This is a genomic window from Pseudomonas sp. IT-P176, from assembly GCF_949767245.1.
Lineage (GTDB): Bacteria > Pseudomonadota > Gammaproteobacteria > Pseudomonadales > Pseudomonadaceae > Aquipseudomonas.
The window spans coordinates 65,304-88,859 of sequence record NZ_CATKPN010000011.1 but is presented as its reverse complement, the minus strand read 5'-3'; the positions used below and the strand labels follow the sequence as shown (position 1 = coordinate 88,859).

27 protein-coding genes and 1 tRNA gene are annotated in these 23,556 nt (G+C 60.6%); 18 read left to right on the top strand and 10 right to left on the bottom strand.

The genetic code is table 11. The features are described 5' to 3' along the window. Nucleotides 1-7: 7 nt before the first annotated feature. Complete coding sequence (locus tag ACM6IP_RS00480) at nucleotides 8-1,633, bottom strand: NADP-dependent glyceraldehyde-3-phosphate dehydrogenase (RefSeq protein WP_414860687.1); 1,626 nt, start codon at nucleotides 1,631-1,633, stop codon at nucleotides 8-10. A 421-nt stretch (nucleotides 1,634-2,054) separates the two neighbouring features. On the opposite strand from ACM6IP_RS00480, the gene ACM6IP_RS00475 reads away from it, so the two are divergent. The 3 genes from ACM6IP_RS00475 to ACM6IP_RS00465 all read left to right on the top strand — a co-directional run bounded on the left by ACM6IP_RS00475 (nucleotide 2,055) and on the right by ACM6IP_RS00465 (nucleotide 5,138). Continuing rightward, nucleotides 2,055-2,441 (top strand): c-type cytochrome, encoded by a 387-nt coding sequence (locus ACM6IP_RS00475; protein WP_401128252.1) that lies wholly within the window; start codon nucleotides 2,055-2,057, stop codon nucleotides 2,439-2,441. An 85-nt stretch (nucleotides 2,442-2,526) separates the two neighbouring features. After that, nucleotides 2,527-3,858 carry a D-arabinono-1,4-lactone oxidase gene (locus ACM6IP_RS00470; protein ID WP_414860727.1) on the top strand — a complete coding sequence of 444 codons (1,332 nt, stop codon included), beginning with the start codon at nucleotides 2,527-2,529 and terminating at the stop codon, nucleotides 3,856-3,858. 71 nt (nucleotides 3,859-3,929) lie between these two features. Continuing rightward, entirely contained in the window at nucleotides 3,930-5,138 is a 1,209-nt protein-coding gene (locus tag ACM6IP_RS00465) for a DSD1 family PLP-dependent enzyme (RefSeq protein ID WP_414860726.1), read from the top strand. A 41-nt stretch (nucleotides 5,139-5,179) separates the two neighbouring features. Here the strand turns inward: ACM6IP_RS00465 and ACM6IP_RS00460 are convergent, their stop codons facing one another. Further along, a complete protein-coding gene (locus ACM6IP_RS00460; protein WP_414860686.1) occupies nucleotides 5,180-6,463 on the bottom strand; it encodes an NAD(P)/FAD-dependent oxidoreductase in 1,284 nt (427 codons plus the stop codon). Between the two features lie 183 nt (nucleotides 6,464-6,646). Between ACM6IP_RS00460 and ACM6IP_RS00455 the strand changes: the two genes are divergently transcribed. Then, a tRNA-Val gene (locus ACM6IP_RS00455) sits at nucleotides 6,647-6,723 on the top strand. 84 nt (nucleotides 6,724-6,807) lie between these two features. On the opposite strand, the gene ACM6IP_RS00450 is transcribed toward ACM6IP_RS00455, so the two are convergent. Continuing rightward, complete coding sequence (locus tag ACM6IP_RS00450) at nucleotides 6,808-7,335, bottom strand: GNAT family N-acetyltransferase (protein WP_414860685.1); 528 nt, start codon at nucleotides 7,333-7,335, stop codon at nucleotides 6,808-6,810. Nucleotides 7,336-7,540: 205 nt separating this feature from the next. On the opposite strand from ACM6IP_RS00450, the gene ACM6IP_RS00445 reads away from it, so the two are divergent. Further along, entirely contained in the window at nucleotides 7,541-7,945 is a 405-nt protein-coding gene (locus ACM6IP_RS00445; RefSeq protein WP_401128297.1) for a hypothetical protein, read from the top strand. 17 nt (nucleotides 7,946-7,962) lie between these two features. Here the strand turns inward: ACM6IP_RS00445 and ACM6IP_RS00440 are convergent, their stop codons facing one another. Continuing rightward, nucleotides 7,963-8,820, bottom strand: coding sequence for a LysR substrate-binding domain-containing protein (locus tag ACM6IP_RS00440; RefSeq protein WP_414860684.1), 858 nt, complete (start codon nucleotides 8,818-8,820; stop codon nucleotides 7,963-7,965). A gap of 97 nt (nucleotides 8,821-8,917) precedes the next feature. On the opposite strand from ACM6IP_RS00440, the gene ACM6IP_RS00435 reads away from it, so the two are divergent. Further along, entirely contained in the window at nucleotides 8,918-9,562 is a 645-nt protein-coding gene (locus ACM6IP_RS00435) for an FMN-dependent NADH-azoreductase (protein WP_414860683.1), read from the top strand. Nucleotides 9,563-9,881: 319 nt separating this feature from the next. Here ACM6IP_RS00435 and ACM6IP_RS00430 read toward each other — a convergent pair whose 3' ends face one another. Then, nucleotides 9,882-10,022, bottom strand: coding sequence for a hypothetical protein (locus ACM6IP_RS00430; protein WP_159987304.1), 141 nt, complete (start codon nucleotides 10,020-10,022; stop codon nucleotides 9,882-9,884). A 208-nt stretch (nucleotides 10,023-10,230) separates the two neighbouring features. Between ACM6IP_RS00430 and ACM6IP_RS00425 the strand changes: the two genes are divergently transcribed. Further along, a complete protein-coding gene (locus ACM6IP_RS00425) occupies nucleotides 10,231-10,686 on the top strand; it encodes a DUF2214 family protein (RefSeq protein WP_159994786.1) in 456 nt (151 codons plus the stop codon). Nucleotides 10,687-10,843: 157 nt separating this feature from the next. Here the strand turns inward: ACM6IP_RS00425 and csrA are convergent, their stop codons facing one another. Next, nucleotides 10,844-11,035: a carbon storage regulator CsrA gene (csrA, locus tag ACM6IP_RS00420; protein WP_008057174.1), complete on the bottom strand. Its 192-nt coding sequence runs from the start codon at nucleotides 11,033-11,035 to the stop codon at nucleotides 10,844-10,846. A gap of 247 nt (nucleotides 11,036-11,282) precedes the next feature. Between csrA and ACM6IP_RS00415 the strand changes: the two genes are divergently transcribed. Both ACM6IP_RS00415 and ACM6IP_RS00410 read left to right on the top strand, forming a co-directional pair. After that, entirely contained in the window at nucleotides 11,283-11,648 is a 366-nt protein-coding gene (locus ACM6IP_RS00415; protein WP_414860682.1) for an SPOR domain-containing protein, read from the top strand. Between the two features lie 72 nt (nucleotides 11,649-11,720). Next, nucleotides 11,721-12,632: a siderophore-interacting protein gene (locus tag ACM6IP_RS00410; RefSeq protein WP_414860681.1), complete on the top strand. Its 912-nt coding sequence runs from the start codon at nucleotides 11,721-11,723 to the stop codon at nucleotides 12,630-12,632. 39 nt (nucleotides 12,633-12,671) lie between these two features. On the opposite strand, the gene ACM6IP_RS00405 is transcribed toward ACM6IP_RS00410, so the two are convergent. The 3 genes from ACM6IP_RS00405 to ACM6IP_RS00395 all read right to left on the bottom strand — a co-directional run bounded on the left by ACM6IP_RS00405 (nucleotide 12,672) and on the right by ACM6IP_RS00395 (nucleotide 14,922). After that, nucleotides 12,672-13,361, bottom strand: a complete 690-nt coding sequence (locus tag ACM6IP_RS00405) for an endonuclease (protein ID WP_095169259.1) — start codon at nucleotides 13,359-13,361, stop codon at nucleotides 12,672-12,674. 4 nt (nucleotides 13,362-13,365) lie between these two features. Next, on the bottom strand, nucleotides 13,366-13,644 hold the full coding sequence (locus ACM6IP_RS00400) for a DUF1654 domain-containing protein (RefSeq protein WP_320334549.1): 279 nt from the start codon (nucleotides 13,642-13,644) through the stop codon (nucleotides 13,366-13,368). A 189-nt stretch (nucleotides 13,645-13,833) separates the two neighbouring features. Then, a complete protein-coding gene (locus ACM6IP_RS00395; protein WP_095169257.1) occupies nucleotides 13,834-14,922 on the bottom strand; it encodes an asparaginase in 1,089 nt (362 codons plus the stop codon). Between the two features lie 345 nt (nucleotides 14,923-15,267). Between ACM6IP_RS00395 and ACM6IP_RS00390 the strand changes: the two genes are divergently transcribed. From ACM6IP_RS00390 to ACM6IP_RS00355, 8 genes are all read left to right on the top strand, one after another. After that, complete coding sequence (locus ACM6IP_RS00390) at nucleotides 15,268-15,714, top strand: hypothetical protein (protein ID WP_095169256.1); 447 nt, start codon at nucleotides 15,268-15,270, stop codon at nucleotides 15,712-15,714. 161 nt (nucleotides 15,715-15,875) lie between these two features. After that, nucleotides 15,876-16,832: a sugar ABC transporter substrate-binding protein gene (locus tag ACM6IP_RS00385; protein ID WP_095169255.1), complete on the top strand. Its 957-nt coding sequence runs from the start codon at nucleotides 15,876-15,878 to the stop codon at nucleotides 16,830-16,832. A 57-nt stretch (nucleotides 16,833-16,889) separates the two neighbouring features. Further along, nucleotides 16,890-18,443, top strand: a complete 1,554-nt coding sequence (locus ACM6IP_RS00380) for a sugar ABC transporter ATP-binding protein (protein ID WP_414860680.1) — start codon at nucleotides 16,890-16,892, stop codon at nucleotides 18,441-18,443. Next, entirely contained in the window at nucleotides 18,440-19,417 is a 978-nt protein-coding gene (locus ACM6IP_RS00375; protein ID WP_095169253.1) for an ABC transporter permease, read from the top strand. Before ACM6IP_RS00380 ends, ACM6IP_RS00375 begins: the two co-directional genes overlap by 4 nt. A gap of 2 nt (nucleotides 19,418-19,419) precedes the next feature. Next, on the top strand, nucleotides 19,420-20,439 hold the full coding sequence (locus ACM6IP_RS00370) for a LacI family DNA-binding transcriptional regulator (protein WP_414860679.1): 1,020 nt from the start codon (nucleotides 19,420-19,422) through the stop codon (nucleotides 20,437-20,439). 23 nt (nucleotides 20,440-20,462) lie between these two features. Further along, nucleotides 20,463-21,380 (top strand): ribokinase, encoded by a 918-nt coding sequence (gene rbsK / locus ACM6IP_RS00365; RefSeq protein WP_414860678.1) that lies wholly within the window; start codon nucleotides 20,463-20,465, stop codon nucleotides 21,378-21,380. Beyond that, the gene (gene rbsD / locus ACM6IP_RS00360; RefSeq protein ID WP_095169250.1) at nucleotides 21,377-21,781 is read left to right on the top strand and encodes a D-ribose pyranase; all 405 of its coding nucleotides are present in this window, start codon (nucleotides 21,377-21,379) and stop codon (nucleotides 21,779-21,781) included. The genes rbsK and rbsD overlap by 4 nt, the downstream gene beginning before the upstream one ends. Nucleotides 21,782-21,817: 36 nt before the next feature. Continuing rightward, a complete protein-coding gene (locus ACM6IP_RS00355) occupies nucleotides 21,818-22,846 on the top strand; it encodes a nucleoside hydrolase (RefSeq protein WP_095169249.1) in 1,029 nt (342 codons plus the stop codon). Between the two features lie 32 nt (nucleotides 22,847-22,878). Here the strand turns inward: ACM6IP_RS00355 and ACM6IP_RS00350 are convergent, their stop codons facing one another. Continuing rightward, the gene (locus tag ACM6IP_RS00350) at nucleotides 22,879-23,091 is read right to left on the bottom strand and encodes a hypothetical protein (protein WP_095169248.1); all 213 of its coding nucleotides are present in this window, start codon (nucleotides 23,089-23,091) and stop codon (nucleotides 22,879-22,881) included. Between the two features lie 132 nt (nucleotides 23,092-23,223). Between ACM6IP_RS00350 and ACM6IP_RS00345 the strand changes: the two genes are divergently transcribed. Then, the gene (locus ACM6IP_RS00345; RefSeq protein ID WP_166590579.1) at nucleotides 23,224-23,529 is read left to right on the top strand and encodes a hypothetical protein; all 306 of its coding nucleotides are present in this window, start codon (nucleotides 23,224-23,226) and stop codon (nucleotides 23,527-23,529) included. Nucleotides 23,530-23,556: the final 27 nt, after the last annotated feature.

Below are 23,556 nucleotides of genomic sequence, written 5' to 3'. Positions count from 1 at the left end.
TCGTGTGCTAGAAAATGTAGTCGGTCGTCAGGAAGCTCGACTCCCGTCCGCGGATGATGTCGCTGATCAAGGTTTTGTTGCTCTCCTGGAACTTGGTCGCCACCAGGGTACGAATCGAGAACGTACGCAAGGCGTCGTGTACCGACAGCGTGCCTTCAGCCGAATTCTTCCTTCCGTTGAACGGGAAGGTGTCCGGGCCACGCTGGCACTGGGCGTTGATGTTAATGCGGCCGACCTGATTGGCAAAGGTGTCCACCAGGCGTCCCACTTCGGCGGCGTTGGTGCCGAATACGCTCAGCTGTTGACCGAAGTCTGACTCCAGGACGTAGTCGATCACCGTATCCAGATCACGATAAGGCACGATAGGCACCACCGGGCCGAACTGCTCTTCCTGATAGACGCGCATGTCGGTGGTCACCGGGTACAGCACCGCCGGGTAGAAGAACGAACCACGGGCCTGGCCGCCGTTGGCGTTGATCACCTTGGCGCCTTTGCGTACGGCGTCATCCACCAGGCCGTGCAGGTAGTCGACCTTGCCCGACTCCGGCAGTGGCGTCAGTGCCACGCCGTTTTCCCATGGCATGCCGGGCTTGAGGGTGGCGAGCTTGTGGTTGAATTTCTCGATGAAGCGGTCGACCACCTCTTCATGCACAAACAGGATTTTCAACGCGGTGCAGCGCTGGCCGTTGAACGACAGCGAGCCGGTGACGGCTTCGTTGACCGCGTTGTCCAGATCAACCTCGGGCAGCACGATGCCAGGGTTCTTGGCATCCAGCCCCAGGGCGGCACGCAAGCGGTGGGGCTTGGGGTGCAGCTTCTTCAGGTCGCTGGCAGCCTTGTTGGTGCCGATAAAGGCAAAGATGTCGATCTTGCCGCTGGCCATCAGCGCGCTGACGGTCTCGCGGCCACTGCCGTAGATCACGTTGATCACCCCGGCCGGGAAGCTGTCGCGGAAGGCTTCCAGCAGCGGGCGAATCAGCAGCACTCCCAGCTTGGCGGGCTTGAACACCACGGTATTGCCCATGATCAACGCCGGGATCAGGGTGGTGAAGGTCTCGTTGAGCGGGTAGTTGTAAGGCCCCATGCACAGGGCGACGCCCAGAGGTACGCGGCGGATCTGGCCGAGGGTGTCCTGCTCCAGTTCAAAGCGGCTGGAGCGACGGTCCAGCTCCTTGAGGGCGTTGATGGTGTCGACGATGTAGTCGCAGGTGCGGTCGAACTCTTTTTCCGAGTCCTTGAGGTTCTTGCCGATTTCCCACATCAACAGCTTGACCACGGCCGCGCGCTGTTCGCGCATGCGCCCCAGGAACGCCTCCACATGCTGGATCCGCTCGGCCACGCGCATCGTCGGCCAACTGCCCTGGCCCCGGTCGTAGGCGCGCACGGCGGCGTCGAGGGCGGTGAGGGCGGTTTCGGCATCGAGCAGCGGGGTGCTGCCGAGAATGACTTGTTCGTCGACCCCGTCGACGTCCAGGTACACCGGGCTGCGAACCACCGCCAGTGGGCCGTCCCACGTGCGCAGGGTGCCCTCCACCAGGTACTCGCGTTGCTCGATCGGTTCACCTGGGCGGTACGGCTCGGGGATGTCGGCGAGAGCAGGAAACAGTGTGCTGAGAATGTTTTGTGTGCTCATGAAACTACCCCGTACTGGATGTGGGCACGCTGGCTGAGGACCTGGGGTCGGCAGACGGCGTGCAGGCAAAATATCGCTCTATGGGTTATACGCCTAGCAAGCTGCTGGTGATCAATCCACTTCGTGCGCACTCGAACGCAGGCTTCGCCAGCTGCTACAAGGTCGGCTACCTCCCCGCTAAAGTGCATTCTAGAGCGGTTTGGCTGTAAACGTCTGGCCCAAGAGTAGTCGATTTGGCGCGCTGCGGGTGTAACAAACCGTCACGCCTTGGTCGGAGGCAGCTCGACGCGCATGGCCTCGAAAGCCCCCTTGTTGACCCCCAATGCCCTCAACCCCAGGCAGCGACTGCCTTAGTGTTCAGTGGCCGGTCTTTACAACAAAAAATGCGCCAGGCCGCGGCGCAGAACAAGTGAGGAAACTTATGTGGGCACTGATTCGAGCCGAGTGGCGGTTTTCCTGGCGTGGGGCGGCGCTGGTGCTGGTGCTCGGGGGGCTGGGTGGCTGCGGCGAGGAGCCAAAGAGCGCACCTGATCGCGTGGCCGCAGCCGCGAGCATGCCCGCCGATGCCGGGTTGGCGCGCACCTACGACACCAGTTGCAAGTTGTGCCACGCCAACCCGGCCTCGGGCGCGCCGCTGACCGGCGACCAGGTAGCGTGGCAGCCGCGCCTGCAACAAGGCGTGGACAGCCTGCTGGATCACACCATCAACGGCCACAACGGCATGCCCCCGATGGGCATGTGCATGCAATGCAGCGAAGCCGATTTCCTGGCGCTGATCAGCTTCATGTCCGGCCAACACCTCCAATAAAAAGCACAAGGTGGGATTGATGACGATGGACCTCACACGACGCCAGCTTTTGCAGCGGGCCAGCCTGGTCGGCGCCCTGACGGCCTTGAGCAGCAACCCGGTGCTGGCACAGTTGGTGCGCGCGCCACGCCTGATTCCCTGGCGCAACTGGTCGGGTGCCCAGAGCTGCCTGCCCGAGGCTCGCCTGGCGCCGAAGGATCTGGATGAACTGGTGCAGGTGATCGGCCGCGCCCCGGGCAAGATTCGCCCGGTGGGTTCGGCGCACTCGTTCAGCGCCCTGGTGCCCACCGATGGCACCTTGTTGTCGCTGAGCAACTTCAGCGGCCTGCTCAATCATGATCCACAGACCCTGCAGGCCGAATTTGGCGCCGGCACGCCGATGTCGCGCATGGGCCTGGCCTTGAAGGAAGTCGGCCAGGGCCTGAGCAACATGGCCGATATCGACTACCAGACCCTGGCAGGTGCGATCTCCACCTCGACCCATGGCACCGGCAAACAGTTTCCCTCCTATTCCGCCTACGTCGCCGGTTTGCAACTGGTCACGGCCACGGGGGAGGTGCTTGACTGCGACAGCAGCCACAACCCGCAGGTATTCAACGCGGCGCGGGTGTCGCTGGGGGCATTGGGGGTGGTCAGCAAGATCCGCATGCAGAATCGCCCCGCCTACCGCCTGCGCGAACACCAGTGGATCGCCAAGACTGAAGAACTGCTGGAGGACGTGGAAAAACACACCCGCGACAACCAGCACTGGGAAATGCTGGTGGTCACCCATTCGGACTACGCCTTGTCGATGGCCCTCAACGAAACCACCGATCCTGTGACCCCGCCGATCAGTGCCGAGGAGGAGGGGGGCAATGAATTCGTCAACCTCATCGAGAAGTTCGACAAGTACGTCAGTGATTTCCCTGATGCCCGTCGTACCTTGCTCAATAGTCTGCGGCACATTGCCAATTTTGATGATCGGGTCGGTGACTCCTTCGACATCTATGCCAATGTGCGCACGGTACGTTTCAACGAAATGGAGTACTCGGTGCCGGCCGAACATGGCCCGGCCTGCCTGCGCGAGATCATCAAACTGATCACGGACAAGGACCTGCGCACCTGGTTTCCCATCGAGTACCGCTACGTCAAAGCGGATGACATCCCTCTGAGCATGTTCGAGGGGCGCGACAGTTGTTCGATCTCGGTGCATCAGCATTACCAGATGGACCATCACAACTTCTTCGCGGCCATCGAGCCGATTTTCTGGAAGTACGCCGGCCGCCCGCATTGGGGCAAGTTGCACAGTTTGAACGCGCGTAACCTGCAAGCGCTGTACCCGCGCTGGCAGGAGTTTCGTGAGGTTCGCGATGCGTTAGACCCTGGCGGCAAGTTCCTCAACGCGCATTTGTCATCGATCCTGGGAGTCAGTGGATGAGCATCGATCGACGCAATTTCCTCGCTGGGGCCGCAGGGCTTGGCGTGTTGCTGTTGGGCGTGGGTGTGTTGCTGCGCCCCGGCGACCGGGGCAGCGCCTATTCCGAGTACTTCAGGGCCCTGAATCAGCAGTTGAAGGAGCACGGCCCGATGCGCCCGGTGCTGCTGATCGATCTGGATCGCCTGGACCACAACATCGATGTGGTGATGCAGTCGGTCAAGCGCGGTGGCAAGCACCTGCGCCTCGTGGAGAAATCCCTGCCGTCACCGGGGCTGTTGGCCTACATCTGCAAGCGCGCGGGAACCCAGCGACTGATGTCGTTTCATCAGCCGTTTCTCAATCATGATGCACTGGTTTTCCCCGAGTCCGACATCCTCTTGGGCAAGCCGCTGCCGGTGCGTTCGGCCGAGCTGTTCTATCAAGCCCACAAAGGCGCGTTCGATCCGGCGCGGCAGTTGCAATGGTTGCTCGATACTCCGGAGCATCTGCAACAGTACCTGGCATTGGCCCGGGGATTGGGTACCCAATTGCGGGTGAACATCGAGCTGGATGTCGGCCTGCATCGCGGCGGCGTGGCAGACACGGCCACCCTGGGGCAGATGCTGGGGCTGATCCGTGCCAACGCGCAGCACCTGCAGTTTGCCGGGTTCATGGGCTACGACCCCTTTGTCGGCATGGGGGTGCCGGGCATCCTCGGCAGTGCCGATGAGCTGTTTGCCAAGGTCATGACTCAGTACAACGGCTACGTCGACTTCACTCGGCAACAGTTTGCCGACCTCTGGCGCCCGGACCTGACGCTCAATACCGCGGGCAGTCCCAGCTATCGCATGCATCAGCAGGAGTCGCTGAGCAGCGAGGTGTCGGTGGGTACGGCGATGCTCAAGCCGACCCATTACGATTTGCCCTCGCTGGTCGAGCACGTGCCGGCGACCTGGATCGCGACCCCGGTGTTGAAGCGTACGGGGGCGGTGCAGATTCCCGCACTGGACGGCAAGTCCAGGCTGTTGTCGTGGTGGGACATCAACCAGCGTGAGACCTACTTCATCTATGGCGGTAACTGGATGGCCGAGTTCGAATCGCCGGCCGGGTTGCAGAGCAACGGGCTGTACGGGCGCAGTTCAAATCAGGAAATGGTCAATGGCTCGCAGGCGGTGGGCCTGGCAGTAGATGACCAGGTGTTCCTGCGACCAACCCAGACCGAGTCGGTGTTGCTGCAGTTTGGCGATTTGCTGGCGGTGCGTGGCGGCAAGATCGTCGAGACTTGGCCGGTATATTCCTGAACGCCTGGGCGCAGCTATAAAGCCGCGCCCGTAGGGTGGGATCAGAAGTCGAACTTATCGCGCAGGCCGTAGTACCACGCACCCAGTGCGGCGAACGGGGTGCGCAGCAACTGGCCGCCGGGGAAGGGGTAGTGCGGCAGGTCGGCGAAGGCATCGAACCGCTCGGCCTGGCCACGCAAGGCCTCGGCCAGCACTTTGCCGGCCAGGTGGGTGTAGGTGACGCCGTGGCCGCTGCAGCCTTGGGAGTAGTAGATGTTGTCGCCCAGGCGCCCGACCTGAGGTAAGCGTGACAAGGTCAGGAGGAAATTACCGGTCCAGGCGTAGTCAATCTTTACGTCCTTGAGTTGGGGGAAGGCCTTGAGCATTTTCGGCCGGATGATCGCCTCGATGTTCGCCGGATCCCGCGCGCCATAGACCACGCCGCCACCGAAAATCAGGCGCTTGTCCCCCGTGAGGCGGTAGTAGTCGAGCAGGTAGTTGCAGTCTTCGACGCAGTAGTCCTGGGGCAGCAGGCTGTTGGCCAGGGCTTCGCCCAAGGGTTCGGTGGTGATCACTTGGGTGCCGCAGGGCATCGATTTGGCGGCGAGCTCCGGGACCAGGTTGCCCAGGTAGGCATTGCCGGCAACGATGATGAACTTGGCTCGCACCTTGCCCGTCGGCGTGTGCACTACCGGGTTGGCACCGCGCTCGATACGCACCGCCGGCGATTGCTCATAAATCGAGCCGCCCAGGGATTCGACGGCAGCGGCTTCGCCCAGCGCCAGGTTGAGCGGGTGGATGTGGCCGCCGCTCATGTCGAGCATGCCGCCCACATACTGCTCGCAGGCCACGACTTCGCGGATGCGGGTCTTGTCGAGCAGTTCGAGCTGGCTGTGGCCGTAGCGCTCCCACAAACGTTTCTGCGCCTCCAGGTGACCCATCTGTTTGCCGGTGATGGCGGCAAACACACCGCCATCCTTGAGGTCGCACTGGATCTGGTACCTGGCGACACGGTCACGAATGATCCGCCCACCTTCAAAAGCCATTTGCCCCAGCAATTGCGCCTGCTTGGGGCCGACACTGCGTTCGATCACATCGATGTCGCGACTATAGCTGTTGACGATCTGTCCGCCATTGCGACCCGAGGCGCCAAAACCGACCTTGGCAGCCTCCAGCACCGTCACCCGAAACCCGCTCTCCAGCAGGAACAGCGCGCTGGACAACCCGGTGTAGCCCGCGCCAATCACGCAGACGTCGGTTTCTACCTCATCTTGCAGCGCAGGGCGCGCCGGCACAGGGTTGGCAGACGCAGCGTAATAGGATTGCGGATAAGGAGTGTTCGCCATCCCGAAGCCTCTGTTTAATATATTTTACGAATGCAGCGATCCTACCTGAGTTAAAAATCCACTGCCAGCGGGCGCAAACCCCGGTTTGCCGCAGCAAAATTAAATATTTTGCATATTCATAGGGTTAGGTGAAAAAAAGGTGTTGACACCCCTGCGCAATTCCGTAGAATGCCGCCTCACAGCAGGCACGTAGCTCAGTTGGTTAGAGCACCACCTTGACATGGTGGGGGTCGTTGGTTCGAGTCCAATCGCGCCTACCAAACAAAATCCGCTCTGCTGGGCGGTCTAGAAGGGCTCACCGAAAGGTGGGCCCTTTTTTGTTGGCTGCGATTAATGCCAGCTAGTCATTCCGACTGATAAAGCGCGCAGCACATCACCACCATCCCGATGTCAGCCTTGTCAGTACGAAAGGGAATTTCGCCCAGTACCTGAAATCCGCAACTTTCATAAAAACGCTGGGCATGGCTGTTGGACTTCAGCACATCCAGCCATAGGGCGCTTTCCTTGCGGGTTTTTGCTGACTGCTGAATGAACTGCAGAAGCTGCTTGCCGTAGCCTTTGCCCGCCTGAGACTTGAGGAAGTAAATTTTCTGCAGTTCAGCACCAATCTCGCCAGACACAGGGATCGATCTGGACCAGTTGACCTTTGAAAAACCTATGGCTCGGCCTTCCTCGTCGAATACCAGGAGCCAGTTGTAGTGGGTGGGTTCTTCGATGGATTTCTCAAGTTCGCAGATTGAGAAGTCCTCGTTGAGGAAGTGCTGCATTCCTGCGGCGGTCCACAGGTCAGAAAAGTGCTCTCGGTACGTCTCGATACCGAGGTTGCGAAGTACGTGGATGTCTTCCCTGGTGGCTTCTCGAATGGTGATCACTGCCTGCTTCCTGCATTGGGTTGATACTGATCAATACCGGGAGAGGCAGACGAATACAAGAGCGAGCGACTTCAGTACTAATCCCTTCTACCCAAGCCCATTCTCTTTGGTCTTGAGCGACCACTTCACATTGGACGCCCGTCTTGGTGGCTGCAATTCTGCGCTTCAGCCCGCAGAGGCTGCCCTCAAGGAAAAGGAGTCCGCCATGCTCGGTCACTACGCGCAATACAGTCAGCACTACATCACCACCTTGATGATCGTCACCACGCTGTTTTTTGCCCTGCCGATCTTTATCGCGCCCATTGCCTGGGCTCGGGCGATGCGTTGGACGATTCCCGAGCAGCAGCACCTGACGATCTATTTTGGCCGCTGCCTGGGGGCGTTCATCCTGGTGGTGGAAGTGGCGATGTTGCGTTCTGCAACTACCGGCACCAGTTTCAGCTATGCGTTTGACATGCTGTTTGTGGTGTTCACGCTGATGTTCGTGGTGCATGTGTATGGTGCGGTGAAGCGTATCCAGCCCATTACCGAAACCCTGGAGATTGGTTTCTGGATGATCCTGTTAGTGCTCAATACGCTGTTTTATCCGGCAACGTCGATCACCCTGTAGGGCTCAAGCCTGGGCTGTTACGGTTCCCTTCGCGTCGCGCAATATTCGACAATCAGTGCCGATATCGCGGCCACTATCGGTTGATCCGCTTCAGGCGCGGCAAACAGCCGGAACTGCGCATCAGGCAAGTCCGGCAAGCCATGCTCGGCACCCAGCGCCGTCAGCCCCTGGCCCAATTGACTGGCCGCCATCGGTGCCAGCGCAAAACCTGCCAACACCGCAGCTCGCAATCCGGCAGTGCTGGTGCAGGACATTGCCGTACGTTGGGGGATGCCCGCCTGGGCCAGGCGCGTCAGCGCCACCTCGCGATAAGGGCACGGCTCTGGGAAGAGCGCCAGGGGCAGGGGGCTGGGTAGCGAGGTCACAGGCTGCGCCGGACCTGCCCACACCAGGGGTTCTTGCCACAGCAGTTGGCCCGGCTCGTCGGTTTCACAGACCGAGCCGATCACCAACTCCAGATGGCCTTGCTTCATCTGGTTAAGCAAGGTGCCGGGGATGCCCACCTGGATGTCGATTTCCAGGCCCGGGTACTGTGCGGCGAAAGCTTGCAGCGTGCGCAACAGTCGCGCCTCGACAAAATCCTCGGACAGCCCGATTCGCAGTCGCCCGTGAAAGGGCGTGCGAGTCAACTCCGCCCAGGCGTCCCGGTTCAGCGCGAGGATCGTGCGGGCATAGCCGATCAGGCGTTCGCCGTCGGGCGTCAATTGCTGGGAGCGGGTAGTGCGTTTGAGCAGCGGTTTGCCGATCTGCTCTTCCAGGCGTCGCAAATGACCGCTGACCGCGGACTGGGTCAGGTTCAGTTTGTCGGCGGCGCGGCTGAAGCCGGCTTCATCGACCACAGTGACAAAAGTCTTGAGTAGCAGGATGTCGAACATAGTTCTATTCGTGATCAATTGAGCAATTAATCACGATTTATATTTCAAGTGGCGCTATGTTGCAATGCCCTCCAGATTCCCATCCTCGAGGTCATCCATGGCTAGGCTTGTACATATTGAGTGTTCGCCCCGTAAACAGCGTTCGGCATCCCTGCAGGTTGCCCGCAGTTTCATCGCGCGTTATCAGGAGCATCACCCGGACACCGAAATCGTCACCCTCGACCTGTGGGCCATGGCACTCCCGGAGTTTGACCAGCATGCCATGGACGCCAAGTACGCCGGGCTCGCGGGCACAGCCTTGACGCCCGCGCAGCAAGCCGCCTGGAGTACCTTGAGGGCGTTGGCCGAGCCGCTGCATCGTGCAGACCTGCTGGTCCTGTCCGTGCCGTTGTGGAATTTCAGTATCCCTTACAAGCTCAAGCACTTCATCGACCTGGTGTCGCAGAAAGACCTGTTGTTCGGGTTCGACCCCGAGCGTGGCTTGTATGGCTTGCTGCATAACAAGAAGGCTGTGGTGGTCTACGCCCGCGGCCTGGATTTTTCGTCGCAGTCGAGCACGCCGGCACAGTACTTCGACTTCCAGGAGCCTTACGTGGCGGCTTGGCTGCAATTTATCGGGATCAGTGATTCCCACGCAGTGATTATCGAGAAAACCATCTTGGGCGAGGCGCAGGATTTACCGGCTCGCGAGGCTGCGACTGAGCAGGTCAGGCGTTTGGCGGACAGCCTTTGTCACAGTTAAGGGGCACTGACGTCAGGTGCGGTAGGCGTTCGGCGTTGAGTCGCTGGCATGCGGCCTCGGCCTCCAAGCGGCTGGGGTAGGTGTGTTGCAAGCGCAGCTTGTCCCGGTTGTCGTAGAGGTTAAATCCTGTGGGGGATGCCTTGCAGTAGGAGCGTTTGCCTGTGCGCAAGGATTGGGTCTGGGCAGGAATCGCCGGCACTACAACAAATCTTGGAACCATGCTCGCCTCCTCTGACCCGCGTGAACGTGAGTCTAAGCAATAGCGGCAACTTGCCACTAGATCAAGGTCGTGGGCTGAAATTCCGATGGGCAACCGTTTTTACCGAAGGTTTACCTGTTCGCTGCTGGAAGGCAGCGGCTCGTATTCGTGATGATGCAGATGGCGGTACCAGCCACAGGCGGCCATGCCGAGCGTGATGACAACCAGGGTGGAAAATGCGGTGGCAGCGTAGATGATCACAAGTGTTGCAAATCCTTGCAGGGGTGGTCCGGCAATCGTAGTTCCATTACGCCATCTCAGGATGTAGGACAAGTCGTTTTGTTCGGAGGGATTTATCTTTGGTGTTGATTTAAATCGGGCTGCGATTAGCGCCTGGCAAGCGAAGTCCGGCGCGATGAACTACTACTGACGCAGCTGTTTTTTCCGTCCTGAAAGGGGAGTCAAACCCATGGCTGTTCACTGGTTGCTTGCGGCGGTTCATCTATTGGCCTATGGCCTCGCGTTGTGGGCGGTGCTGGCCCGTGCCACGGCTTTTCGACGAGTGACGGCCGATGGCGGCGGGGCCCGCAGCGTGTTGCTGGCCGACAACTTCTGGGGCGTTTCGGCGATCGTCCTGTTGCTGACGGGAGGGTTGCGGGCCTTTGGCGGCTACGAAAAGGGCACGGACTACTATCTGCACCAGCCGTTGTTCCACCTGAAAATGAGTTTGTTCATCATCATTTTGCTGCTGGAAATTGCGCCCATGCTGGCGTTGATCAAATGGCGGATCGCATTGGGCCGGCAGGCTCCGATCGATGTCGGGCGCACAGCGCTGTTTGCCCGTATCTGTCATGTCGAGGCGTTGTTGATTGTGTTGATGGTGGTAGCAGCCACGGGCATGGCACGCGCAGTGACGTTCGGCTGACGGCTTGGGCGGGCGTCGGTTTCGACGGGAGAAAAGAGAATCGGCTGACAGCGTCGTCTGGGGAGATCCCGTTAGTATCGACGTTGTTGGTGAGGCGCAGAATCTTTAGCCAGCCATTACTCTAAAAAGCAGGCTGGCTACTGATTGCTGTTCAGGCTCAGGTTTGCGGTTTTTCCGGGGCAGTCAGGCCTGCCTGGATGCGCTGGTAGATTTCTTCTCGATGCACCGCAACGTCTTTCGGGGCATTGATGCCGATTCTGACCTGCTGGCCGCTAACGCCCAGAATGGTGATGGTAATGTCGTCACCGATGTTTATGCTTTCACCGACTTTGCGGGTGAGTATCAGCATGATCTTCTCCTTGATAGCTTTGTAGGGCACCTGACACACGTGCAGATGTCGGTAATACGTATAGATTAGTGCGAAGTGTCACGGTTTGGGTGCTTCTTTCTGACGCGTAGACGCTGCATTAATTCCCGGGGTGCGACTATACAGAGGCTGCAATCATCATTCTCGTTGTTTTATCCCCTGTTTGCTTGGGTTGAGAGGCATTTTTGAGTGATAAGATCTGCGCCTTTGGCATTCAGGGGGAAAAGCTGTGCGCAAATTGATGTGGGTGATCGCGGTATTGGCGCTGACCGGGTGCGGTGAGCAGGCCGGGCAAGGGCCGAAGAAGCCCCAGGCGGCGGTTGTGGCCGGTCCGGCAGAGGTCGCTGTGCCGCAGTGGGATGTGTTGGTGCAAGGTTCGACTCCGCAGGCTGTCAGCGATCTGACCGGGTGGTTGATCGAGCATAGCTTTGTTTCCTACGTCGTCACGCAAGACGGCAAACAACGTGTGCTGGTAGGGCCATTCAATTCCAAGGCTGAGGCTGAGTCACGCCAGGCCCAGGTGGCCGCCGCCCTGGTCAAGGCGAAGAAACAGAACATCGAGACCCTGGTCATCGAGCACAACAGCGTCAAGTAATGCCTGCCTAAAGGGTGAGTGACGTTATCCGTCTATAGGGGATAACGACTCATCACCCTCAGGGAGGTCCCCATGGCCCGCGCTGCCCCTTACACAGTGTTCGACGCCGTCCTGCAACGAAAGCAGGTGCTGAGCCCGCATCTGATGCGCGTGACGCTGGCCGGCCCCATGGTGGCCGGCATGGCCACCTGGGCGCCGGACCAGCGGGTAAAGCTGTTTTTCCCGGCCGCCGATGGCAGCCTTGCCAGGCTGGCCCATGATGCGGACTGGCACACCGGCTACCGCTCCCTGCCTCTGGCGCAACGCCCGGCGATGCGCACCTACACCATTCGCCACCTGCGTCCTGCGCAGGGCGAGGTGGATATCGACTTTGTCCTGCATGGCGAAACAGGTCCGGCTTCACGCTGGGCACTGTATGCCCAGCCGGGCGCGAGCCTGCAGATCGTGGCACCTGACCGGCGTTTCAGCGCCGAGCAAACCGGTGGTTTCGAATGGAAGCCGCTCATGGAGCTGGGGCAGTTGCTGCTGATGGCCGATGCCACCGCACTGCCAGCGGCACTGGGCATACTTGAAGAGTTGGCCGGGCAGCACGCGCCGCCCGCGACTCAGGCGTTTTTCGAAGTGCAGGCGGCCGCTGACCGGTTGCCGGTGCCCCAGTGGCCGGGGCTCGAGGTGCAATGGCTGATCCGTGATGAGCGTGCGTCTGGCGCTGCGGGCATGCTGATGGTTGAGGCCGTGCAGAGCGCCCAACTACCGGATTTCAATTCAGCAGTTGGCGACCCTGGGGCATTGCCCGACATCGATATCGACCAGGAGATTCTCTGGGAAACCGGTTCCGCCCAGGGTGCTGTTTTTTATGCCTGGATCGCTGGGGAGAGTGCTGCTGTCATGAGTGTGCGCAAGTACCTGGTCGGTGAGCGGCAGATTCCTCGGCAAATGCTCAACCTCATGGGGTACTGGCGTTACAACAAGGCTGGAAGCTAGCTTGTCAGGGGCCCGGGGCGCTATGCCCCGGGCCTCGTCTTAACTGCAGAGCTTCATGTCTACCGGGCCGACAAACTCGTTGGCGCGACCCATGACGCAAGCCACCTTCTGGTTACGCTGGCGCTCCCAGACTTGCACCGGGTAGGTCTTGTTCCAGGCCTCGTACAATTGCCGATCCTGCTTGGACAGACGCAAGCCGTACTGCTTGCTCATGTAGAAGTAGGTGCGGGCGATCATGCCGCGGATGGAGGGGCGCGGCATGACCTTCTTGGCCTTGAAGTCGACCTGGGTCAGGCACGAACCATATTGCCCGCTTTTTACCGGCAGCCAGCCGAAACTGAAATTGCTGCGGTCGCCGTTGACCTCGCCGATGCTGGGCACCAGGTTGTGCAAGTCGGCCTCGGCGCGCTGGTAGGTCGGATCATGGCGGGTACAGTTCTGCCGTCCGCCTTCCTGCCAGCACTGACGCAGATGGCCGATCTGCCAGGCCGGCACTATGTGTTCCCATTCAATACGTGCCGCGCGGTTGGCGTTTTTCCGTGGCACGTAGCCACAGGCCGCGAGGTCGACCCGATTGCCGGTGTACTTACAGCCGCAGTAGAACTCGGTGGACTGCGGCGCGTAGAGCGTCCAGGCGATCTTTTTCGCTTCGTTAAACGTACGTGGCGCCTGCGCGTGTGCGCTGGCCGCCACCAGGAGTAGCAGCAAAGCAAAACAACGAACCATCATCGACTCAATCTTCCTTCGGCACTACCCAGAAAATCTGCACGCCACCGTCGTCGCGGTGGGCGAGGGTGACGTTGTCGTTCTCGGCGATTTCCTCAAGCAGGCGTTCCCACTCATCAATCGGCTCATCGGGGAGACGGAAGATCAGTGCAGCCTTGGCTTTTTGTGCGTTCGGCGAATTGATGATTTTTTGAATGCGTAGACCCATGCGTTCGTAAGAACCAGGTGGGTTGCTGTTTGCTTGGGAGGTGGCCACGGGGTAGTCCTTATTAAGCTGTACGTGCATACAGTATTTAACTGTAAGCATTTTCGCAACTGCTTAAAATCAAGAAGATCTCTCAGACCACAGGTTTTGCGTTTTAGTGTGCGTCCGCAGGTTTTTTTTGCAGTGCTGGCGCCAGGGTTGGCGCTGACTCGCCCGGGCGGGCGAGTCAGGAGGGCAAGCGTGCAACCCGGGCGGGTCGCACGCAATCAATCAGTATTCCCAGAACATCCGTTGCAGCTCTTTGCTGTCGGATGTCTTGGTCAGGGCAACCATGGCCAGGATCCGGGCTTTTTGCGGGTTCAGGTCATGCGCCACGACCCAGTCGTATTTGTCGTCTGGCTGCTCTGCGTTACGCAGGACAAAACCGCCGGCATTGACGTGGGAAGAACGGATGATCTGCACGCCATCCTTGCGCAGGGCTTGCAGGGACGGCACGACACGCGAAGATACCGAGCCATTGCCGGTGCCGGCGTGGATGATCGCCTTGGCGCCGGATTGAGCCAGGGCCTTGTACGCGGTGTCGCTGACGTTGCCGTAGGAGTAGGCGATCTCTACGTCAGGCAGGCTCTTGATGGTCTTGATATCGAATTCCGAATCCATGGTGTGGCGCTTGGCCGGCAGGCGGAACCAGTAGGATTTGCCTTCGACGACCATGCCCAGCGGGCCCCATGGGCTCTTGAACGCTTCAGTCTTGATGTTGACCATTTTGCTGACATCACGACCCGACTGGATCTCGTCGTTCATGGTCACCAGCACGCCCTTGCCGCGTGCGTCCTTGCTGCCGGCTACCGCGACGGCGTTGTACAGGTTGAGCATGCCGTCTGCCGACATGGCAGTGCCTGGACGCATCGAGCCGACCACGACGATTGGCTTGTCGGTTTTTTCCACCAGGTTGAGGAAGTAGGCGGTTTCTTCCAGGGTGTCGGTGCCGTGGGTGATGACGATGCCGTCGACGTCCTTGCTGTCAGCCAGCTCGGCCACGCGGCGGCCCAGTTGCAGCAGGTTTTCATTGGTGATGCTCTCGGAGGCGATTTGCATCACTTGCTCACCACGAACATTGGCCACTTGGCTCAGCTCGGGTACGCCGGCGATCAGTTGCTCGATCCCGACTTTGGCGGCCTGGTAGGTCGCGCTGTTGGCGGCACTGGCGCCAGCGCCGGCAATGGTGCCGCCGGTAGCGAGGATCACCACATTCGCCAGTTTTTGCTGGTTGGCGACTTCTTTTGCCTGCAGGGCTGTCGGCAGAAGCAGCAGGAGGGCCAAGGCGCCCGGAACAAGGGTGTTGAAGGCAGATTTCATTATTTTCTCTCTAATAGTGATGACGGTGCTGATGCAGGTTCATCTAGATTCCCCCAGGCCGATCTGTATGCCGGGGGTAGGGGGTTAGAGCAGGATTTGTACCAGCCGTGAAGAAGACTCAATAAACTTATAAGTAATTGATTTGTAACGATTAAATATAGATTCTTGAGGGCAATGTAACGAGGCGTGTCCGGAATTCCGACGAAATCTGCGAACGGCGTTCGGTTGTCCGAAAAGTCCTACTGAGTTTGGGTAATCTTCCTACGTCACTGGCAATGGATGGCACTCAAGAAAACGCTGCGCCGGCCGATGTTCCTTGAAGGATCATTTTTCCAAGGAGCTCAGATGACCATTGCAATCGGTTCAACCCCTGGCCTGACGGTTCGTGTCAGCGACAAACCCCTGGTGATTGTCCAGACGTCCGACAAGGCACTGGCAAACGCCTCGGGCGAAGTGCTGCCGGTCGAGGAGGAGGGCGCTGGCAAACCAGTGGTCAGCTCCAGGCAACAGGCCGAGCCAAGTCCGTCCTCCGCAGAGTCCGGTGGCAATGTCCTGGTGCAAGCCCTGCAAAAGCGCATGAAGGAGTTGCAGGCGTTATTGCAAAAGCAACAGGAGCAGTTGGCTGCTGCCCAGGCTGCGTCCAATCTGGCGCCTGAAGCCAAGGCGACGATGGTCGCGGGCATTCAAGGGCAGATTGCCTCAACCAGCGCAGCCCTGATGCAAACTGCGGCGGCCCTGGCCAAGGAGCTGGGCAAAGGTTCGTCGGGCGGGTTGGTCAACACCACCGCTTGAGTGTCCAGGCCTTGGCCAGTCGTTGACAAATAGCGGCAGGGTTCGCATAGTTCGGTCTACGCAAACGTTTGCGCAGCGGTGCCTGTGAAGAACAGCAATGGCTGTGGTGCTGCGGGCGATGCGCGCGTTGCTCACAATAATCATAAGATCGGAGTGAACCCATGAAGCTGCCATTCGCTGGACGTCTTCTTGCTGTCGCTATGCTGGCTGCCGCCGCCACCGCTGTGCCCCTCTCTTCGGCTTTCGCCGACACCCCTGAAAAACCCAAGGTCGCCCTGGTCATGAAATCCCTGGCCAACGAGTTCTTCCTGACCATGGAAGATGGCGCCAAGGCCTACCAGAAACAACACCCTGGCGATTTTGACCTGGTCTCCAACGGGATCAAGGACGAAACCGACACCGCTAACCAGATTCGTATTGTCGAGCAGATGATCGTTTCCAAGGTCAATGCGCTGGTGATCGCACCCGCCGACTCCAAGGCGATGGTGCCGGTGATCAAGAAGGCCGTCGACGCCGGTATCACCGTGATCAACATTGATAACCAGCTCGACCCGGATGTGCTCAAGAGCAAGAACATCAGCGTGCCTTTTGTCGGTCCGGACAACCGCAAGGGCGCACGCCTGGTTGGGGAATACCTGGCCAAGCAACTCAAGGCCGGTGACGAAGTCGGCATCATCGAAGGGGTTTCCACCACCACCAACGCCCAGGCACGGACCGCGGGCTTCAAGGATGCGATGGAGGCGGCGCAGATCAAGGTGGTGTCTCTGCAATCCGGTGATTGGGAGATCAACAAGGGCAATCAGGTTGCCTCCTCGATGCTCAGCGAATACCCACAGATCAAGGCCCTGCTGGCCGGTAACGACAGCATGGCGGTAGGCGCCGTTTCCGCAGTGCGAGCAGCCGGCAAGGCGGGCAAGGTGCAAGTGGTGGGTTATGACAACATCAATGCCATCAAACCGATGCTCAAGGACGGTCGTGTCCTGGCCACCGCCGACCAGTTCGCAGCGAAACAGGCGGTGTTTGGCATCGAAACCGCGCTGAAGATCCTCAAGGGCGAAAAGGTCGACAGTGGCCCACAAGGCGTGATCGAAACGCCGGTTGAACTGGTCACCCAATAACCTGTCTGGCATCACAATGGCGCTCGCCCGTGCGGGCGAGCGCATGGAGAGTTTGTTATGTCAGTGAGTGCCTCGAGCGCGGTCCTTGCGGTCAGCGGTATCGGCAAGACGTATGCGCAACCGGTGTTGGCCGGCATTGACCTGACGCTGATGCGCGGCGAAGTGCTGGCGCTGACCGGTGAGAACGGTGCCGGCAAAAGCACGCTGTCGAAGATTATCGGCGGCCTGGTCACCCCGACTACCGGGCATATGCAGTTCCAGGGCCAGGAGTATCGCCCGGGCAGTCGTGCCCAGGCCGAAGCCTTGGGGATCCGCATGGTCATGCAGGAGCTCAACCTGCTACCGACCTTGTCGGTGGCGGAAAACCTGTTTCTCGACAACCTGCCCAGCAACGGCGGCTGGATCAGTCGCAAGCGCCTGCGCAGTGCGGCGATCGAGGCCATGGCGCAGGTCGGCCTCGATGCAATCGACCCGGACACGCTGGTGGGAGAGCTGGGCATTGGTCATCAGCAAATGGTCGAAATCGCCCGCAACCTGATCGGCGACTGCCATGTGCTGATTCTCGACGAGCCGACAGCCATGCTGACGGCCCGTGAAGTCGAGATGCTGTTTGAACAGATCAGTCGCCTGCAAGCCCGGGGCGTGGCGATCATTTATATCTCCCATCGGCTCGAAGAGCTGGCACGGGTGGCCCAGCGCATTGCGGTGTTGCGCGACGGCCAACTGGTCTGCGTCGAGCCGATGGCCAACTACAACAGCGAGCAACTGGTCAACCTGATGGTCGGCCGCGAGCTGGGTGAGCACATTGACCTGGGGCCTCGGCAGATGGGGGCCGCGGCGCTCACCGTCAATGGCTTGAGTCGGGCGGACAAGGTGCTGGATGTGTCTTTCACGGTGCGCGCCGGGGAAATCTTCGGCATTTCCGGCTTGATCGGGGCCGGGCGTACCGAGCTGCTGCGCCTGATTTTCGGCGCCGACGCGGCGGACAGCGGCACGGTGGCCCTGGGGTCTCCTGCGCAGGTGGTGAACATCCGCTCGCCGGCCGATGCGGTGGGCCACGGGATCGCGCTGATCACCGAGGACCGCAAGGGCGAGGGCCTGCTGCTGACGCAGTCGATCAGTGCCAACATCGCCTTGGGCAACATGCCGGAGATTTCCAGGGGCGGGATCGTCAACCCGGGCGCAGAGACCGCGCTGGCACAACGGCAGATCGATGCCATGCGCATTCGCAGTTCCAGCCCGACCCAACTGGTGGGCGAACTGTCCGGCGGTAACCAGCAGAAGGTGGTGATCGGCCGCTGGCTCGAGCGCGAGTGTACGGTGTTGATGTTCGATGAGCCGACTCGCGGTATCGACGTCGGGGCCAAGTTTGATATCTACGCCTTGCTCGGCGACCTGACGCGTCAAGGCAAGGCGCTGGTGGTGGTTTCCAGCGACCTGCGAGAACTGATGCTGATTTGTGACCGTATCGGCGTGTTGTCGGCGGGGCGGCTGGTCGAGACCTTCGAGCGCGACAGCTGGAGCCAGGATGATTTGCTTGCCGCCGCTTTTGCCGGCTACCAAAAACGTGATGCGTTGCTCAACGAAGCAGCGCCTAGGGATCTTCCATGAAAACTGCAGTGTCCGCTGGCAAACGTAGTGGCAACTTTTACGGCCTGGGTACCTATCTGGGCCTGGCAGGTGCCTTGCTGGCGATGATTGCGCTGTTCTCGGCATTGAGCAGTCATTTCCTGTCGTACGACACCTTCAGCACCCTGGCCAACCAGATTCCCGACTTGATGGTGTTGGCGGTCGGCATGACGTTCGTGCTGATCATCGGCGGGATCGACCTGTCGGTGGGCTCGGTGCTGGCCCTGGCGGCATCCACGGTCAGCGTGGCGATCCTCGGCTGGGGCTGGAGTGTCCTGCCGGCAGCGCTGCTGGGCATGGCCGCTGCGGCACTGGCCGGGACCATTACCGGCTCGATCACCGTAGCCTGGCGCATTCCCTCGTTCATCGTGTCGCTGGGGGTGCTGGAAATGGCCCGCGGCGTGGCCTACCAGATGACCGGCTCGCGTACCGCCTACATCGGCGATGCCTTCGCCTGGCTGTCCAATCCAATAGCCTTTGGTATCTCGCCGTCGTTCATCATCGCCCTGCTGATCATCTTCATCGCCCAGGCGGTGCTGACTCGTACCGTGTTTGGGCGCTACCTGATTGGCATCGGCACCAACGAAGAGGCAGTGCGCCTGGCGGGGATCAATCCCAAGCCGTACAAGATTCTGGTGTTCAGCCTGATGGGGTTGCTGGCTGGAGTCGCGGCGCTGTTCCAGATCTCGCGCCTGGAGGCGGCTGACCCGAATGCCGGTTCCGGCCTGGAGCTGCAAGTCATCGCGGCCGTGGTGATCGGCGGGACTAGCCTGATGGGCGGGCGCGGTTCGGTGATCAGTACCTTCTTCGGCGTGCTGATCATTTCCGTACTGGCAGCAGGGCTCGCGCAGATTGGCGCCACTGAACCGACCAAGCGCATCATTACCGGTGCCGTGATCGTGATTGCGGTGGTGCTCGACACCTATCGCAGCCAACGCGCCCGGCGCCGGAGCTAAGCATGGCAACGATCAAGGATGTGGCGGCGCTCGCGGGGATTTCCTACACCACGGTGTCGCATGTACTGAACAAGACCCGTCCGGTGAGCGAGGAGGTCAGGCTGAAAGTCGAGGCGGCGATCCAGCGCCTGGACTACGTGCCCAGCGCCGTGGCTCGCTCGCTCAAGGCCAAGACCACCGCGACCATCGGCCTGTTGGTGCCCAACAGCCTCAACCCGTACTTCGCGGAATTGGCCCGGGGCATCGAGGACTACTGCGAGCGTAATGGCTACTGCGTGATTCTGTGCAATTCCGACGATAACCCGGACAAGCAGCGCAGCTACCTGCGGGTGCTTCTGGAAAAGCGCATCGACGGCCTGATCGTCGCCTCCGCCGGTGGTGACAGCGGGCTGGCCCAGGGCCTGGCGGGCGTGCGTACGCCGATGGTAATTGTCGACCGCGGGTTGGAAGGGCTGGATGCGGACCTGGTGCGCATCGATCACGAGTACGGAGCCTACCTGGCAACCCAGCACCTGCTGCAATTGGGCCATCGTGACATCGCCTGCATCGGTGGTCCGGCGCACACCAGCGTCGCCCAGATGCGCCTGGCCGGTTTCTGCCGGGCGTTGAAAGAGGCGGGGGTGCAGGTGCCGACCGAGCGCATGCTCGAAAGTGACTTCACCAGCACCGGCGGTTACAACGCGGCGGCTACGCTGCTGACGAGCAACCCACCGACGGCGATATTCGCCGGCAACGACATGATGGGCATCGGCGTGCTGCGCGCGGCTGCTGAACGCAACATCCGGGTGCCGAGCGAGCTGTCGGTGATCGGTTTCGACGACATTCAAATGAGCCGCTACGTCTATCCGGCGCTGACCACGGTCGGCCAGTCGATCCTGCAACTGGGAGAGATGGCGGCGCAAGTGCTGTTGCGCCGGATCGCGGCCCCCCAACTGGCGACCGATCAGCAGATCGTGACGCCCAGCATTGTCCTGCGAGAGTCGACTGCGCCGTTGTCCGGCGTCTTCGACTCTTTGCGCTGAAGCGACTTGATGAGTATCGATACATGCCAGCGAAAGTAGTGGTTGTAGGTAGTTTGAACATGGACCTGGTGACCCGTGCGCCGCGCTTGCCCCGTGGCGGCGAAACCTTGATCGGGCAGTCGTTCGCCACGGTCTCGGGCGGCAAGGGCGCCAACCAGGCGGTGGCCGCGGCACGCCTGGGCGCGCAGGTGGCGATGGTCGGCTGTGTTGGCAGCGATGCCTATGGCAGGGAGCTGAGCGAGGCTTTGCTGGCCGAGCAGATTGATTGCCAGGCGCTCAGCACTGTCGAGGGTAGCAGTGGCGTGGCACTGATTGTGGTCGACGACCTCAGTCAGAACGCAATCGTGATAGTAGCCGGTGCCAATGGCGCGTTGACGCCGCCCGTGGTCGAGCAGTTTGACGCGGTCCTGCAGGCGGCCGATGTGCTGATCTGTCAGCTGGAAGTGCCGTATGAAACGGTGGGGCATGTGCTGCGCCGTGGTCGCGAACTGGGCAAGACGGTGATCCTCAATCCGGCACCGGCCAGCGGTGCGCTGCCGGCGGAGTGGTACGCGAGCATCGACTACCTGATTCCCAACGAGAGCGAAGCCGCGGCGCTCAGCGGGCTGCCCGTGGATTCTCTGCAAACGGCCAAGGCCGCGGCTACCCAGTTGATCGCCATGGGGGCCGGCAAGGTCATCATCACCCTCGGCGCCGAGGGTTCGTTGTTTGCCAATGGCCAGGGTTTTCAGCACTTCCCGGCACCGCGGGTAAAGGCGCTCGACACCACGGCAGCCGGCGACACGTTTGTCGGTGGTTTTGCCGCGGCATTGGCCAGCGGCAAAAGCGAAGCCGAGGCCATTGGTTTTGGTCAGGTGGCGGCTGCGCTGTCGGTGACCCGTGCCGGCGCGCAACCTTCGATTCCTCGCCTGTCCGACGTTCAAGGATTTGTCGCGCCATGAAAAAGACCCCACTGCTCAACGTCGCCCTGTCACGGCTGATCGCCTCGCTGGGACATGGCGACATGCTGGTGATCGGCGATGCCGGTCTGCCGGTGCCGCCCGGTGTCGAATTGATCGACCTGGCCCTGACCCAGGGCATTCCTGATTTTGTCAGCACCTTGAAGGTGGTGCTCAGCGAGATGCAGGTCGAAAGCCACGTGCTGGCCGAAGAAATCCTGCTCAAGCAGCCGCTGGCACTGCCGGTGCTCGAGGCGTTGACGGCCGAGGGAGCGATCGGCGAGCGGCGCTTGCTCAGTCACGAAGAATTCAAGCAACTCAGCCGCCGGGCACGGGCGATTGTGCGCACCGGCGAATGCCAGCCGTACAGCAACATCGTGCTGGTGGCCGGGGTGACGTTCTGAACCTGATCCGTTTCATTCACGCACAAGGAGTGCGCCATGCACCGCTATGCTCAACAGATTCATCATGTGCTCAGGAGCCTGCTGCTTTTGTCCTTGCTTACCGCTACAGCTGCTCACGCGGCACCCCGGATTGACCTGATCATCGACACCGACCCGGGTGCCGACGATGTGGTGGCGCTGCTGTTTGCCCTGGCATCGCCCGAGGAGCTGAACATTCGCGCCCTGACCACCGTTGCCGGTAACGTGCGCCTGGACAAGACCTCGCGCAACGCGCGGCTGGCCCGGGAGTGGGCAGGGCGCGAAGAGGTGCCGGTGTATGCCGGCGCGCCGAAGCCGCTGCTGCGCACGCCGATCTATGCCGAGGACATTCATGGCAAGGAAGGCTTGTCGGGGGTGGCGGTGCATGAGCCCAAGGCCGGGCTGACCGAAGGCCATGCGGTCAACTACCTGATCGACACCCTGCGTGCCGCCAAGCCTCACAGCATTACCATCGCCATGCTGGGGCCGCAGACCAACCTGGCACTGGCACTGATCCAGGCTCCGGACATCACGCAGGGCATCAAGGAAGTGGTGGTGATGGGGGGTGCCCACTTCAATGGCGGCAACATCACCCCGGTGGCCGAGTTCAACCTGTTCGCCGACCCGCAGGCGGCCGAGGTGGTGCAAAAGAGCGGCGTGAAGCTGACCTACCTGCCGCTGGACGTGACCCACAAGATCCTCACCAGCGAGGCGCGCCTGCAGCAGATTGCCGCGCTGAACAATAAGGCCAGCAAGCTGGTGGGCGATATTCTCAATGAATACGTCAAGGGCGACATGGAGCATTACGGCATGACAGGCGGCCCGGTGCATGACGCTACCGTGATCGCCTACCTGCTCAAGCCTGAGCTGTTCAGTGGGCGCGCCGTGAATGTCGTGGTCGACAGCCGCGAAGGCCCGACCTTCGGCCAGACCATCGTCGACTGGTATGACGGCCTCAAGGCGCCAAAAAATGCCTTCTGGGTGGAAAGCGGCGATGCCCAGGGCTTCTTCGACCTGCTGACCGAGCGCCTGGCGCGCCTGAAATAAGGCTTGTCCCCGTGGGTACCAGCCTGTGGGGGTTACTCGCGCTCCAAGGCGCTGCTGCCCTTGTGCTCGGAAGGGTACTTCTCGAAAATCTGGGCGATGAAGGTGTGGGCCGCGTCGGCCCCCAGTTCCTTGACCAGTAGATCGATACTGATGATTGCAAGCTCTTCCGGACTGCCAGGGCTGTAGGAGCTATGGCCCTGTGGCCATTTGGCTTTGATGTCGGCGTCGATACTTACGGTGGTCATGATGGCGCTCGTGAAGTCGGAAAAGTCTGAGAGAGGAGTTAACCATTTTGCCGCGCATTTGGCACTCCGACTTAGGCATCAAAGGAGGGCTATGCGACACTTGGTCTTCGATTACTGTCCAAGGACCCTGCTGTGCAGATTGATTTGAACACCCCGGACGGCTTGAGCCTGGAGGCGGTACGCCAGTTGCTCGCGGCTGCCAGCGACGATGAGCACACCCAATTGCGGGTGACCAAGGGCGGTATCGCCTACATTTCCTCGGGCGTTGTCGGCGGCAGCGAGATCGACGGCCTGCTGTTTCGCCTGGAGACCTGGGCCAAGGGCTCGGGTTACGTCGGACGAATCGCCGCCAGCGATGAAGTGTGGGTCATGCAGATCTTCAACGCGCTGAAGGAGAACTGGCCAAATCCGCCCTACGACTACATCGACGTCTATTGAAACCTGTTCATATTCAGTGACGATTGT